The organism is Parasedimentitalea nitratireducens, assembly GCF_057444295.1.
Window position 1 is genome coordinate 987,366 of record NZ_JBYAXC010000001.1, and the last position, 12,910, is coordinate 1,000,275.

At 55.7% G+C, this 12,910-nt stretch carries 12 protein-coding genes; 6 read left to right on the forward strand and 6 right to left on the reverse strand.

What is annotated here, in order from left to right:
* Position 1: 1 nt before the first annotated feature.
* Positions 2-847, reverse strand: coding sequence for a phosphotransferase (locus tag AC2T28_RS04985; protein WP_486747834.1), 846 nt, complete (start codon positions 845-847; stop codon positions 2-4).
* Between the two features lie 238 nt (positions 848-1,085).
* Here AC2T28_RS04985 and AC2T28_RS04990 point away from each other — a divergent pair, with 238 nt between their 5' ends.
* Positions 1,086-1,862, forward strand: coding sequence for a DeoR/GlpR family DNA-binding transcription regulator (locus tag AC2T28_RS04990; protein ID WP_486747835.1), 777 nt, complete (start codon positions 1,086-1,088; stop codon positions 1,860-1,862).
* Here AC2T28_RS04990 and AC2T28_RS04995 read toward each other — a convergent pair whose 3' ends face one another.
* From AC2T28_RS04995 to AC2T28_RS05005, 3 genes are all read right to left on the reverse strand, one after another.
* Positions 1,863-3,413, reverse strand: coding sequence for a DUF427 domain-containing protein (locus AC2T28_RS04995; RefSeq protein WP_486747836.1), 1,551 nt, complete (start codon positions 3,411-3,413; stop codon positions 1,863-1,865).
* A 128-nt stretch (positions 3,414-3,541) separates the two neighbouring features.
* The gene (locus AC2T28_RS05000) at positions 3,542-4,243 is read right to left on the reverse strand and encodes a winged helix-turn-helix domain-containing protein (protein WP_486747837.1); all 702 of its coding nucleotides are present in this window, start codon (positions 4,241-4,243) and stop codon (positions 3,542-3,544) included.
* The gene (locus AC2T28_RS05005) at positions 4,215-4,508 is read right to left on the reverse strand and encodes a hypothetical protein (protein ID WP_486747838.1); all 294 of its coding nucleotides are present in this window, start codon (positions 4,506-4,508) and stop codon (positions 4,215-4,217) included. The genes AC2T28_RS05000 and AC2T28_RS05005 overlap by 29 nt, the downstream gene beginning before the upstream one ends.
* Before the next feature lie 167 nt (positions 4,509-4,675).
* Here AC2T28_RS05005 and AC2T28_RS05010 point away from each other — a divergent pair, with 167 nt between their 5' ends.
* The 5 genes from AC2T28_RS05010 (at position 4,676) to AC2T28_RS05030 (ending at position 10,309) form a co-directional block, all read left to right on the forward strand.
* Entirely contained in the window at positions 4,676-5,152 is a 477-nt protein-coding gene (locus AC2T28_RS05010) for a hypothetical protein (RefSeq protein ID WP_486747839.1), read from the forward strand.
* Positions 5,153-5,252: 100 nt separating this feature from the next.
* The gene (locus AC2T28_RS05015) at positions 5,253-5,870 is read left to right on the forward strand and encodes a ribonuclease HII (RefSeq protein ID WP_486747840.1); all 618 of its coding nucleotides are present in this window, start codon (positions 5,253-5,255) and stop codon (positions 5,868-5,870) included.
* A gap of 106 nt (positions 5,871-5,976) precedes the next feature.
* The gene (locus tag AC2T28_RS05020) at positions 5,977-7,080 is read left to right on the forward strand and encodes a DNA methyltransferase (protein ID WP_486747841.1); all 1,104 of its coding nucleotides are present in this window, start codon (positions 5,977-5,979) and stop codon (positions 7,078-7,080) included.
* 176 nt (positions 7,081-7,256) lie between these two features.
* Positions 7,257-8,660 (forward strand): adenylate/guanylate cyclase domain-containing protein, encoded by a 1,404-nt coding sequence (locus AC2T28_RS05025; protein ID WP_486747842.1) that lies wholly within the window; start codon positions 7,257-7,259, stop codon positions 8,658-8,660.
* A gap of 188 nt (positions 8,661-8,848) precedes the next feature.
* Entirely contained in the window at positions 8,849-10,309 is a 1,461-nt protein-coding gene (locus tag AC2T28_RS05030) for a methyl-accepting chemotaxis protein (RefSeq protein ID WP_486747843.1), read from the forward strand.
* A gap of 313 nt (positions 10,310-10,622) precedes the next feature.
* Here the strand turns inward: AC2T28_RS05030 and AC2T28_RS05035 are convergent, their stop codons facing one another.
* Both AC2T28_RS05035 and mutY read right to left on the reverse strand, forming a co-directional pair.
* Positions 10,623-11,756 (reverse strand): alkane 1-monooxygenase, encoded by a 1,134-nt coding sequence (locus AC2T28_RS05035; protein ID WP_486747844.1) that lies wholly within the window; start codon positions 11,754-11,756, stop codon positions 10,623-10,625.
* A 69-nt stretch (positions 11,757-11,825) separates the two neighbouring features.
* Positions 11,826-12,890 (reverse strand): A/G-specific adenine glycosylase, encoded by a 1,065-nt coding sequence (mutY, locus tag AC2T28_RS05040; RefSeq protein ID WP_486747845.1) that lies wholly within the window; start codon positions 12,888-12,890, stop codon positions 11,826-11,828.
* Between the last annotated feature and the right edge of the window lie 20 nt (positions 12,891-12,910).

Sequence of the window (12,910 nt, forward strand, 5' to 3'; positions counted from 1 at the left end):
CCTAGCTGTTCAGGAAATCGGAATGTGCCGCGCGAAAGCGGGCGAGGTTTTCGGCGGTATAGGCGGCGTAGTCAAAGTCGAGCGTCGAGGTGAATTCGGACACCATGCTCCACATGGTCTCGCGCAGCAGCGAAGCGCATTTCATCGCCTCATATCGGTGGAGCAGGTCATCGGTCACCGGGGCCTCGAAGTAGGTCTCCAGCATGGCCAGTTCCTGCGCTCGGCTCAGCCCATTGTTGCTGGCCAGCCCGCCCAGGTCGAACAGTGGTGTGTTGAAACCGGCGTAATCAAAGTCGATCAGCCATAGGCGGGTTTCGTCGTCTAGCAGGTTTGCGGCCAGCAGATCGTTGTGTCCCAGCACCATGTCAAAAGGCCCGGCGGCGGTTTCGAGTGCATTGCCGATTTCCATCAGGTCCGGCACCAATGAGCCGTGTGGGCTGTTTCGCTCAGCCAAGGTGGCGGCGTAGTCGCGGATGACGTGGAACACCCAGAATATCATCGCTGGACCGCGTAAGTGTCTGGGGGCCTCGTGGTGGAAACGCTTCACCAGATCCAGTACACGCGGCAGCATATCGGGCTTGGCGACATCCGCTGGAGTGAGCGTCTGGCTTGGGATGAACTGCAACACGGTCAGTGCAGGTTCGGCATAGATAACCTCGGGCGCGATGCCAGCGACATGTGCGGCGCGGCTGACTGCCAGTTCGTTGAACCGCATGACGTGATGTTCAGGGATGTCCGCGCCCAGCCGAACCACATAGTCACCGCTGTCATCCGTTACCCGGTAGTTGACGTTGGTAATGCCGCCTTCCAGCGGGTCAATGGCCAGAGTGCCTTGCCAACAGGGCAAGTTTTGAATGCGGGTTATGTGGTCGGGTGTAGCGATGCTGAAACCTCTGTGGTGGAGTGGTTAGAGTGCTGTCCGTGCTGAGGGTAGCATGTGGTGAAGTTTTCAGCGCGTCAAGATAAAACCATAAAAAGCCACATTAAGCATGAAAAAGCCAATTTATCTGGTGCCTCGCATTCCGTGTTTGGCTATATGTGCAATGCGGAGTGCCTCTGCAGATTTGAATTGAGTGAGGGACCACATGCTGCCCAGTGGACAGACGACCAATCAGCGCGAAGAGGAAATCCTGCGTGAAATCCGCCAAATAGGTGGGTCGTGTCGTGTCAGCTTTCTTGCCGGGCGGTTAGATGTGACGCTGGAAACCATTCGCCGCAACATTCGCACGCTGGAAGACAAAGGAATCGTGCGCAAGGTGCACGGCGGGGTGCATCTGGTTGAAGATGTGACCGAGCCGCCGTTTCATAGTCGCATGGATACCAACGCCGACGCCAAAGCGCGGCTGGCTGCGGCGGTCGCTAATACGATCAGCGATGGAGATTCGGTGTTTCTGGATATCGGATCTACCACCGCCTATGTGGCTCAGGCACTGAGGCAGCACAGCAATCTATACGTGGTGACCAACTCGGCCTTTGTGGCGCATACCCTGGCCACCCGGAACAACAACCGCGTGTTTATGGCAGGGGGCGAGTTGCGGGCCCATGATGGCGGGGCCTTTGGGGCCGAGGCGTTAGAGATGATTGGGCGGCTGAATGTGCAGTTCGCGGTGTTTTCGGCCGGTGCAGTGAACGCGGATTTGGGGTTCATGCTGCATGATCTGGAAGAGGCAAACATCGCTCGCGTCGCTGCTGCAAATGCTCAGGTAAGGATCATCGTGGCCGACAGCGAGAAATACGGCAAACGAGCGCCGGTGGCGCTGGAGTGCTCGGGCGATATGGATGTTTTCTATTCAGACGCTCCGCCACCAGACGATATTGCCCGGTATCTGGCGGAGCATGAGATTGAGGTGGTGGTCGCCTGATCACTCGGTCAGGATTGCGTGGCTCTCAACGGGTTGGGAAACATTGTGCAGGCTGACCGCGCCCAGATGTTTAGATTTGACCACGTCGTTCACAATGTCGCCGCTGACCACAATTGGATGCCCTAGAGCCTTACCATAGTCGCCCAGCCGAGCCGCGATATTGGCGGCCTGTCCGATGACGGTGAAATCCAGCCGTTCTTGTGAGCCGACATTGCCGTAGGTGACGCCTCCATAGGCAATGCCAATGGCACATTCGCAATGATGGCCTCCCTCTTCTTTGGCGATCTCTTTGAGCCGGGCAACGATAGCCTGAGCGGAATTGAGCGCCTGCTGTCGCGCTTCAAGCGGGGTGTCGCCGGCCGGGAACACCGCCAGCACCGCGTCGCCGATGAACTTGAGCACTTCGCCGCCATGGTCATGAATGATGGTCGATGTGGTTTCAAAGAACTGGTTCAGCAGCTTGATATAGGCCACGCGTCCCAGTTCTTCTTCCAGCCGGGTGGAGCCGCGCAGATCGCAGAACATGATGGCGGCATCGATGTCGTCGCCGTCACCGCGGTGGATTTCGCCGCCCAGAACCCGCGCGCCAGAGCGTTTGCCGACATAGGTTTCCAGCAGCGACTGCGCGTTTTCACGCTGCATGAAGACTTCGTAATAGCGGCTAATCACGGCTGAGCACTCGAAAATCAGCCCAAGATTCGCGGTAGAGAATCCGGTGGGGTGATCGCTGGTAAGGGTCATCACGTTGATACGCCCATCCGAGAACCGCAGCGGCATGGCGACATAGTCGGTGGCGCCTTCGTTGCGCAGATCCTCGAGAATCGGGAAGGCATCGGTGGGGTGGTCGCCGCCAATACGATGCCGCACGCCGCCCATGCCGTTGGACACGTGCCGCAGGGGGCTGTTTTGATAGGCCGGGTGGTCGTGAATTTCGTATGTGGGGGCAAAAGTGTTCACCTCGCCCGTATCCTTTTTCCAGACAAAATTCTTACCCGCAATCATCGGATGAAGCGACCAGACCATCACCGCCATGCGTGACAAATACACGCCTTGCTCGCGCAGTTTCTCGGCCAAGATTTGGGTGAATTCCTCGGGTGTTGGCAAGTACGCCGCCTCGCGCAGCAGCCAGTCAATGACCGGGCCCGAAATGTTACCATCTTCGCGTGTCAGGAATTCATTGTCGCCCAGATCCAGATCGGTAAAGGCGTTTGGCATAAAGCCAATGTGCCCTTTGATTTCCGAGGCTTCGGGGAGCGCCTTGTCATAGGCCCAGGTAGCATTCTTGATGCAGGTATCTGGCAACAGAAGGTCGCGGTAAATTGCGGTGCCCTTGAAGGGGCAGAACGTCTGCAGCTGCGTACGTTTGGACAGGTCGGCGCTGACGTCTTCGGGTGGGAAGTAAATTGTTGGTTTCAGGCGTGTTTCGTACATCACCTTGGCCCGGTCACTTTGGGCCAATAGCATTCCATTGTGGCGCAGTGTCACCGTACCGGTGAGTTGCTCAATAAGGATGCCATAACCATCCTGCTCCGGCTTTGCATGTACATTCATTGGCCGGATCCCCTTATGATCTGTCGTCACCTGTTCGCAGGGCCATTATGTGGGGTCGCGCGTATCGAATACCAGAGCCTGAAACCAATATTGAGACAAAGTGATCAAGGTTGCTCGATCCATATGTTTTAGATCATGCGGATCACGTCTTTGCTGATGGCCAGTACATAACCACGTTTTGCGATATTCTTGACCAGCAGTTCGCTGATCATCTGGTTGCCCAAGGTGTCGCGCAGGCGTTTGATGCGAGTGGCACCAGCGGCTTCTTCGCAGTCGCTGGAATCACGGCCTGATATCACGCCTTCGATCTCAGCCCCCGACATCACATCGCCATCCAACCGCGCTTCGGCCAGAACCGACAGGGTTTCCATTGCTGCGGGGGTTAGTTTGAACCCCATGTTGTTTAGGTAGACGGTGTTTTCATCGCGGCTGAGCAACAGTTCAGTGACCTGAATGCCGGCCCGTTCGATCTGCGCCATGCGGCGGTTCAAGAGCATCAACATTGCCAGAACGACCAATGCGGCCACCATCATCGCGGTGGCAAAGACCAGCAGCACAAAGATCACCATGCGGTAGCTGCTGAGCGTATCGGCAAACGAGGTGCCGGATTGAGCCAGGATTTCGAGCAGCTTGATTTCGGCCTGGGTGGTCAGGTCGTTTTCAATGAACAGCTGCTCCACCCGCGCGTTGAATGCGTTGGCGTCGGGCAGGGTAAGCAGCAGCAAGGTACCAGCCGTAATCAGCAGGCCAACAATGGCGATAATTCCGAAAGTGATGACCCGATTGCCGGCGCTGCGGGTCTCAGAAACGGAGATAGTAGGATCCGGCATCGGGCTTCCTTTGTTCCAGGCCTTCGGGGCCAAATACCGAAATGACGTTCAGCAGGGTCCAGCCCTGTGGCGCAATACGAGAGCTGATCTCGGCCTGCGCTGCGCCAGTGTCACAGGAGCCGTTCAGTTGGATCACTCCGTAATGCAGGCGCAGGGGATTGTCCTGTTTGGCCTTGTAGTCGGCGTAGCAGTCTGCCGCCGTGGCGGGCGCAGCCAGCGCCACCAAGGCAGCAATCAAAGCGGGTTTTAATACCAGATGTCTCATGCGGCTTACCATGCGCGCAGACGGGCTGATATTCAATAACCACAGGCGGTTGGTGCAGTGGATATTCGATAACAAGGGGCTGTTATTGCCTGTCTGACGGGGGCGGCGCCAGGTTGGGGCATACCGGCAACAAGCCGATCATATCACCCGACTGGAAAGGTACTCCCATGCACACCGCCACACGCCCCAACCTGCACCGTAAGTTCATTGCCTTTGTACTGGCGACCTCAATTGCCATTACCGGATTTTCTGCCGCCCCGGCACGTGCCGACGAAGATGTCGCCAAGATACTTGCCGGGCTGGCCGTTCTTGGGATTTTGGGCGCAGCGATCAACAAAGAGCGCCACAGGAATAGAAATGTGGCCCGCACGCCCGTTGCTTCGAAACCAACCTACCCGGCACCGCGCCCCTTGCCGAGACAGGTCACACGCTTTGACTTGCCTGGCGGATGTATCCGATTCTTCCCCGAGTTTCGCGATGGGCGCAATTTGATGGGGCAACGCTGCCTGCGTAAACACTATCAACACAACGTCCGCTCGCTGCCACAGCAATGCCGCGTGACATTCTGGAACGGGCGCAACCATCAGAATGCCTATAAACCTCGCTGCTTGCGCCGCAATGGCTATCGCATGGTACAGCGCTAAAGCTGCCAGCGATAAAACCTGAGCAGACTGGAGGGCCCTGGCCCTCCTTTTTTCATGGATACCCCTTGTGCTGCTGTCTGAAATTGGCTCTGAAAGACCTATGGAACAGCCAGATTACAGCCTTGAGAGTACCGTGCAGCAGCGTGGATATGTGCGGATTGCCGGAGTGGACGAGGTGGGGCGCGGGCCATTGGCGGGGCCTGTTACGGCCGCTGCCGTGATTCTGAACCCCGAAGACATCCCCACGGGGTTGAACGATTCCAAGAAACTAAGCGCCAAGAAGCGTGAGGCGGTGGAACAGGAGATATTTGACCGGGCCGAAGTGGCGATTGCCCATGCCACGGTTGAGGAAATTGATGAGCACAACATCCTGCGCGCCTCACATCTGGCGATGGAGCGGGCGGTGGCGATGTTGGACCCGGCCCCGGACTATCTATTGATCGACGGAAATCTGATCCCAAAGGGGCTGATTTTACCATCCGAAGCAGTGATCAAAGGTGATGGCAGATCAGTGTCGATTGCGGCTGCTTCGATCGTTGCCAAGCTGTGTCGCGACCGATTGATGGTGGATTTGGCGCAACAGTACCCAGGCTACGGTTGGGAAAAGAACGCAGGTTACCCGTCTAAGCAGCATCGGGAGGCATTGCAAAGTTTGGGGGTGACACAACATCATAGGCGTTCGTTTAAGCCTGTACACAAGATGTTGTATCAAGATTAAACCGCAGGTATTTGATTTAAAAAAGAAATTGACCTCGAATCCCGGATGACTCATCCTGTGGATAACCAAATGAGCGCAAAAATGCGCCGGGTATCGAGGCAGAAAAATGAACAAAACAATGGTAAAGAGCGCGGCGGCGCTCCCTCTAAACACGATTCTTGGTGGTGACTGTATCGACGTAATGAACAGTTTGCCTGCTGAGTCAGTAGATCTGATTTTTGCAGATCCGCCCTATAATCTACAGCTGAAAGGGCAACTTCACCGTCCTGACAACAGTCAGGTCGACGCTGTTGATGACCATTGGGACCAGTTTTCCAGCTTTGCTGCTTATGACCAATTCACCAAGGCCTGGCTGAAAGCCGCCCGTCGTTTGTTGAAACCAAACGGCGCGATCTGGGTGATTGGTTCATACCACAACATTTTCCGCGTTGGCTCGGCCCTACAGGATCAAGGCTATTGGATCCTGAACGACGTGGTTTGGCGCAAGTCGAACCCGATGCCCAACTTCCGTGGCAAGCGTTTTACCAATGCGCATGAAACCATGATCTGGGCCTCTAAGGCCGAGGGTGGCAAATACACCTTTAACTACGAAGCGCTGAAGGCGCTGAACGAAGGTATTCAGATGCGCAGTGACTGGGTGCTGCCAATCTGCACTGGCCACGAGCGTCTGAAGAATGAGGCTGGCGAAAAAGCCCATCCGACACAGAAACCTGAAAGCCTGCTGCACCGGATCATGGTTGGATCAACCAACCCTGGCGACGTTGTACTGGATCCGTTCTTTGGCACTGGCACCACTGGTGCTGTGGCCAAGATGCTGGGCCGTGAATTCATCGGGATTGAGCGCGAAGAAGAATACCGCAAGGTGGCCGAAAAGCGTATCGCATCGGTCCGTAAATTCGACCGTGACGCGCTGCAGGTTTCGACCTCGAAGCGGGCAGAGCCACGCGTGCCGTTTGGCCAGCTGGTCGAACGTGGCATGCTGCGCCCAGGTGAGCAGCTGCTGAGCATGAATGGTCGCCACAAGGCCAAAGTGCGCGCAGATGGCACCCTGATTGGCGATGACGTCAAAGGATCAATCCATCAGGTTGGTGCGAAGCTGGAAAATGCTCCGTCTTGCAACGGCTGGACCTATTGGTGCTTTAAGCGCGATGGCAAGACTGTGCCTATCGACGTGCTGCGCCAGCAGATCCGCGCCGAAATGCAGGCCTGATACCCCGCACAATACCAATAAAATTGGAACACCGCCGGTGCCGGTGAGCGATTGCTCACGGGGGCACCACACCTTGCCCCGCCTAATAGGCGGGGTTTTTTTTGTTATGTCATTGGAACGTGAACTGACTTTGCCTAGGTAGGCTGTTAGTTAGGCCTGATCTCGAAGGAACGGACATGAGTGATACCACCTTTACGGCGCGGGCCGCGCAGACTCCGGAACGGCATGTGGATTTGGCCGACGTCGTAGCAGACAATGCCTATTCACTGGCTGCGTTAGAGGCGCACAAGCAACGCGGTTTGGAATTGGCCGTTCGCGCCCGCTGGATTGCGATGCCAATCATTGGTGTCATGCTGGTATTCATGAACCCGGAATGGGACGTGTTGTACTACCTTGGCATACTGGCGTTGCTTTGTGCCAATGGTTGGTTGATCGGCCGTATGGGCAAGGTTGGGCAATCAAAGGCTGAGCTATTTCTGATCTTCCTGGATCTGCTTGTTATGACCTTTGGCATGGTGGTGCCCAACCCGTTTGGCGTTCACGATGTTCCGGTTGCGATGCAATACCGGTTTGACAACTTCATCTATTTCTACGTGATTTTGGCCGCAGGCACGCTGGCCTATTCGTGGCGTACCGTGATTGCGATAGGCACCTGGACGGCTGGTATGTGGACCACGGCGCTGATCCTGGCCTGGTGGTTGTCTCCGGTGGATGCCGAGTTGGCGCAGCGCGCCCAAGATGCGTTTGGATTTGATGACTTGCTGCACAAGTTCATGGACCCCAACAACTTTGTGCTTCAGCTTAGAATTCAAGAGGTCGTTGTTTTTGTCATCGTTGCAGCCACGCTTGGCCTGTCGGTGCGCAGGTTCAACGCATTGCTGATGAACAACGCCAGCCTGTCGCGTGAACGGGCCAACCTATCACGGTATTTCTCGCCTAATGTGGTTGAACAGCTTTCGCAGAATGACGAGCCGCTAAAGCAGGTGCGCAGCCAAGATGTTGCTGTCCTGTTTATCGATATCATTGGCTTTACCCGTCTGGCGGCGGGGCTGGATGCGCTCAAGGTGATCGAGCTGTTGCGTGGCTTCCACGGACGTATGGAGCACGAGGTATTCCGGCATCACGGGACACTGGACAAGTACTTGGGTGATGGCTTGATGGCGACCTTTGGTACGCCTGTTGCTGGTGAACAGGACGCGACCAATGCGCTGGCCTGCGCGCGGGCCATGGTTGAGGTGCTGGATCAGTGGAACCTGGAACGTCGGCGCAAAGGGAAATCAGAGATCCAAGTGGGCATCGGCATTCATTATGGTGAGACGGTCATGGGCGATATTGGTGCCAACCGGCTGGAATATGCGGTGATCGGGACAGCCGTAAATGTGGCCGCGCGTTTAGAAGAGATGTCGCGCCCGCTGCAGGCAAATATCGTGATGAGTGATCAACTGTTACAGCAGGTTAAGGTTGAAAGTGTTTCGACTGACCTTGTTGAGGGGTTCAATCCTCAATCCGGGCAAGAGATTCGTGGACTGGATCGTCAGATGAAAGTTTGGACACTGGACCGTCCTGAACCAGCGGCCTGATAAGTTCAAATGGGGCATCAAAAATGTGGAGTGCGTTTGATTCTGATCGGTCGAACCGTTTGTGATATTTTAATTTCCAACCTTGTTAAATAGTTGTGCATCGAAATGAAGTTTCTCGTTTTGCGGTAATAAATCATTGATCCCTTAGGTTGCACATTGGTGGTGTTAACCAGTAAAGGGCGTTTGTGATGAGTAGTGATGCACGGGACCAGATTTGCACCTGGTTTGATCTCGGCGAAGAAAACGCAAAACTGTTGGCCGAATTGGGCCAGGTTCTGCAACCGAAGTTCGATCAAATCCTGGACGGGTTTTATGAGGTGGTCCTGAGCCGCCATGAAACGGCGAGTTTTTTCAAAGACCCAAAGCTGGTTGTCCATGCCAAGTCAGCGCAGAAGGCCCATTGGGAACGACTGTTTTCGGGTAAGTTCGACCGGATGTATTTTGAATCGGCGGAACGTGTCGGCCGTGTTCACTTTCAAATCCAATTGCCGTTTCTGTTGTATCTCGGTGGATATTCCGAAGCCGGCACAAAAATGCTTAGCATTGTTCTACAGCAGGGCGGGCTGGGCAAAAAGAAGAAGATTTCAAAACAGGCAAGCCTATTGATGCGGGTGATGATGGCCGATTGTGAGCGGGTCATCGATGCGTATTTTGAGGCGCAACAAGAAGAGCAGAATAAGGCCCTTACGCTTATGACCGAGGGGATTGAGCGGCTAGAGCAAGGCAATCTTTCCTACAAGATCCGCAAGAGCGAGGCGGGCGGGTTTCCTGAGAAATTTGATGGCATTCGGGTGTCGTATAACAATCTGATCGATCGATGGTCTGAAATCATCGGGTCGTCGACCGAAAGCGCGCATTCGGTGGATGCAAAAATGGCAACAACGTCACAAATGACTCGGGATCTGGCAGAACGGTCCGAGCAGCAGGCCGCGACCTTGGAAGAGGCCGTGGCCGCCGTTGGCCAAGTGACATCAGGCACTAAGGACACCAGTACAATGGTGGTTGAGGCCTCTAAAAAATCAGAACAAAACCATATGGATGCTGAAAAAGGCGGAGCGGTGGCCAAAGAGGCGGTCGAAGCTGTTGTGCGGATCGAAGAATCCTCGGAACAGATAGCGAAGTTTGTAGATGTCATTGATGACATTAGTTTTCAGACCAATTTGCTGGCGCTGAATGCCGGGGTTGAGGCGGCAAGAGCTGGTGATGCAGGGCGAGGTTTTGCGGTTGTCGCGTCAGAAGTGCGTGCATTGGCAGCTCGGGCGTCACAGTCGGCGAGTGAGATCAAGTCACTGATTTCGGCGAGTACGGTGCAGGTGCGCGAAGGCTGTGAGCTGGTCCGTCAAACCGGTGAAAGTCTTGAATGCATCCGCTCGGGGGCCAGCGATGTATCAAGGTTGATGGAAGAAATCACATCAGTGATTTCAACCCAATCTCTAAGTCTTGAGGAGATTGACGTCAGCATGAACGATTTGGGGCGCACAACGCAAGATAGCGCAGCTATGGCATCCAATGTGTTTGAAACAACGGCCAAGCTGGCGACAGATTCAGCGGCGTTGAAGCACCGGATGGACGGGTTTCAGATTGGTAAGAGTTCATCGAACGAACAGCTGATCGATCTGGAATTCGCAAAAGCACAAAGAGCAGGTTAAGGCGGGCCGGGCCTGTTTCTTGTTGCTTGGTACCATCAAGAAATCAGGCTCACAAAAAGGCCTCCGCTATCCCGTTTCCAACGTCCTCCTGGTTGGAAACGGGATTAGCTGGAATATGAACCCATCGGGCATCAAGGAGCAAAACATTGCTTTCGCCGGTTGTCGGCTTTCTAACGAAGGCACCGGACCCAACTCCGCAAAGAACACCGCCATTCGCTGATCCCCGAAATGGTAGCGGGATTTGAGTTGTGCCGCCATTTCTGGAACCGCGATTGGGCCTGATGACAGGTTATCCAAGACAGATCAGCAGATGTTATTTTGGCTTCGGGTTGGCGGCCTTGTTATAGGCAGCCCAATCCGTGATCTCGGGGTAGTACATTTGCCGCCAGTGCCGGACCTTTGGGTTCATGACACGGCGCCATAGGGGAGGGATCATCGCTGCAACAGTCATGACCGGATAACCATAGGGAAGCTGCGGTGCGTCCTCTGGGGTGTGGTTCTGCAGCAGTGGGAACCGTCGATCAGGTTTATAGTGGTGATCCGAGTGGCGTTGCAGGTTGATCAGTAGCCAGTTCGAGGCCTTGTGGGCGGCGTTCCAGGAATGACGCGGCTGCACGTGTTCGTATTTGCCATCGCCCAGATGTTTGCGGGTCAGCCCATAGTGTTCGACATAGTTCACCAGTTCCAACTGCCAGATCGCAACACCAGCTTGCACCAGAAACAGCAGCAGCCCGCCGAAGCCTCCCAGCAGTATCGCCAGCAGCAGCATTGTGCCTTGCAGGGCCCAATAGCGGAAAAACGGGTTGGACAGGTCGGTCCAGGGCAGATCCTTGCGCGCCAGCATCGCTTTTTCAGCGCGGAACGACGAATGCAGGCTTTGTTTCAAAACCCGCGGATAGAACCGATGAAACCCCTCGTTATATCGCGCGGTGACCGGGTCACGTGGTGTGCCGACATAGCGGTGGTGCACCAGCAGGTGTTCAGAGCGGAAATGCGAGTAGAGCACCATGGACAAAAGAATATCACCCAGCCAGCGCTCGACCCGGTTCTTTTGGTGCATCAACTCGTGGCTGTAGTTGATGCCAACGGTTCCTGTCAGCACCCCCATTCCAAAGAAAACGCCAAACTTTTCCAGCCCAGACAGATGGGTGGCACGGGTCACAAACCAGATCAGCCCATAGAGTGACAGGAATTGCAGTGGCACCCAGACCGAGGTCAGGGCCGTGTACCAGGCCAGATCTTCGTCTGGGGTTTGCGGGTCGGCGTTTTCGATATTAACGCCAAAGATACCGTCGAGCGCAGCAAACAGATACCACGTTGCCAGGGGGGCAAGGAGCACGGTCCAGCCGCCGAGGGCAGCGCCAATCCAGACCAATGGCAGGAGAAGGAAAGACATCCAGAATGGCAGCGCGCTTTGCCAGCGGGATAGGGTTTGTGGGGCAATCATACAGCCAACTCCGGTGTTTCAGCGCGCGTCGCGCAGATCCTAGGCCTGAATTGTTAACAACCCAAGGGGTTACTGACCTTGCCACAGATCAAACGCCTTGCGCATGACCGTAGGCAGATCCGAAGGGCGGAAATCAGAGGGCGGAAGGCAAAGTTGACCCTTGGTTGGAATATGGTCTGAGGGCAATTCGGAAACCATGATCTGCAAGATCAGGTGGAAATGCGTAAAAGTATGGCGGACTTCGCCGCCAATATCCTGCCAATCGGCTGCAAAAGGGGGCGCAGGGGTAGGGGCTTCGCCCCATTCGGAACCGGGCCATCCCAACATACCACCAAGCAGCCCCTTGTCGGGGCGGCGCTCCAACAGCCACTCTCCATCAGCGGATCGTGCCAGATAAACGGTGCCGCGGCGGGTTGGTTTCGGCTTCTTTGGTGTTTTCTTAGGGAGCTCAGCTACAGTTCCTGCGACACGGGCCTGGCACGGGTCGCGCCAGGGGCAGATGCCGCAGGCCGGAGACTTTGGGCTGCAGAGGGTTGCGCCCAGATCCATCACCGCCTGCGCATAATCGCCGGGGCGGCGGCCCGGGGTCAATGCTGCGGCCAATGTCTTTAGTTGCGGTTTGGACCCCGGCAACGGTGCATTAATGTTGTACAGCCGGGCCATGACGCGTTCGACATTCCCGTCCAGAACGGTTTCCGGCAGGTCATAAGCAATCGAGGAAATAGCGGCGGCGGTGTAGGGGCCGATGCCCGGCAATTTCAACAGGCCATCATGGGTCGTTGGAAACACGCCGGCGTATTCATCAGTCACCACACGGGCGCATTTCAGCAGGTTACGGGCACGCGCATAATAGCCCAGCCCGGCCCATTCCCCCATCACGTCGCCATCGTCAGCCGCGGCCAGGTCCTGCACAGTTGGCCAGCGATGGGTAAAGCGATGGAAGTAGTCTTTGACTGCCGCCACTGTTGTTTGCTGCAACATGACTTCGGACAGCCAAATCCGGTAAGGGTCGGGCGCAATACCTGCAACACGATCTGCGGGGCTGACCCGCCAGGGCAGGGAACGCGCGTGTACATCGTACCAGGCCAGGATCTGATCGCTCAGGCCCGGTGGATTGTCCTTCAGGTCACGCATTCTTTATCCCTTGTGCTGCG

What these genes read in the sequence shown, in the direction of transcription:
- AC2T28_RS04990 (WP_486747835.1), top strand. Translation starts at nt 1,086, where the DNA reads ATGCTGCCCAGTGGACAGACGACCAATCAGCGCGAAGAGGAAATCCTG.
- AC2T28_RS04995 (WP_486747836.1), bottom strand. Translation starts at nt 3,413, where the DNA reads ATGAATGTACATGCAAAGCCGGAGCAGGATGGTTATGGCATCCTTATT.
- AC2T28_RS05000 (WP_486747837.1), bottom strand. Translation starts at nt 4,243, where the DNA reads ATGCCGGATCCTACTATCTCCGTTTCTGAGACCCGCAGCGCCGGCAAT.
- AC2T28_RS05005 (WP_486747838.1), bottom strand. Translation starts at nt 4,508, where the DNA reads ATGAGACATCTGGTATTAAAACCCGCTTTGATTGCTGCCTTGGTGGCG.
- AC2T28_RS05010 (WP_486747839.1), top strand. Translation starts at nt 4,676, where the DNA reads ATGCACACCGCCACACGCCCCAACCTGCACCGTAAGTTCATTGCCTTT.
- AC2T28_RS05015 (WP_486747840.1), top strand. Translation starts at nt 5,253, where the DNA reads ATGGAACAGCCAGATTACAGCCTTGAGAGTACCGTGCAGCAGCGTGGA.
- AC2T28_RS05020 (WP_486747841.1), top strand. Translation starts at nt 5,977, where the DNA reads ATGAACAAAACAATGGTAAAGAGCGCGGCGGCGCTCCCTCTAAACACG.
- AC2T28_RS05025 (WP_486747842.1), top strand. Translation starts at nt 7,257, where the DNA reads ATGAGTGATACCACCTTTACGGCGCGGGCCGCGCAGACTCCGGAACGG.
- AC2T28_RS05030 (WP_486747843.1), top strand. Translation starts at nt 8,849, where the DNA reads ATGAGTAGTGATGCACGGGACCAGATTTGCACCTGGTTTGATCTCGGC.
- AC2T28_RS05035 (WP_486747844.1), bottom strand. Translation starts at nt 11,756, where the DNA reads ATGATTGCCCCACAAACCCTATCCCGCTGGCAAAGCGCGCTGCCATTC.
- mutY (WP_486747845.1), bottom strand. Translation starts at nt 12,890, where the DNA reads ATGCGTGACCTGAAGGACAATCCACCGGGCCTGAGCGATCAGATCCTG.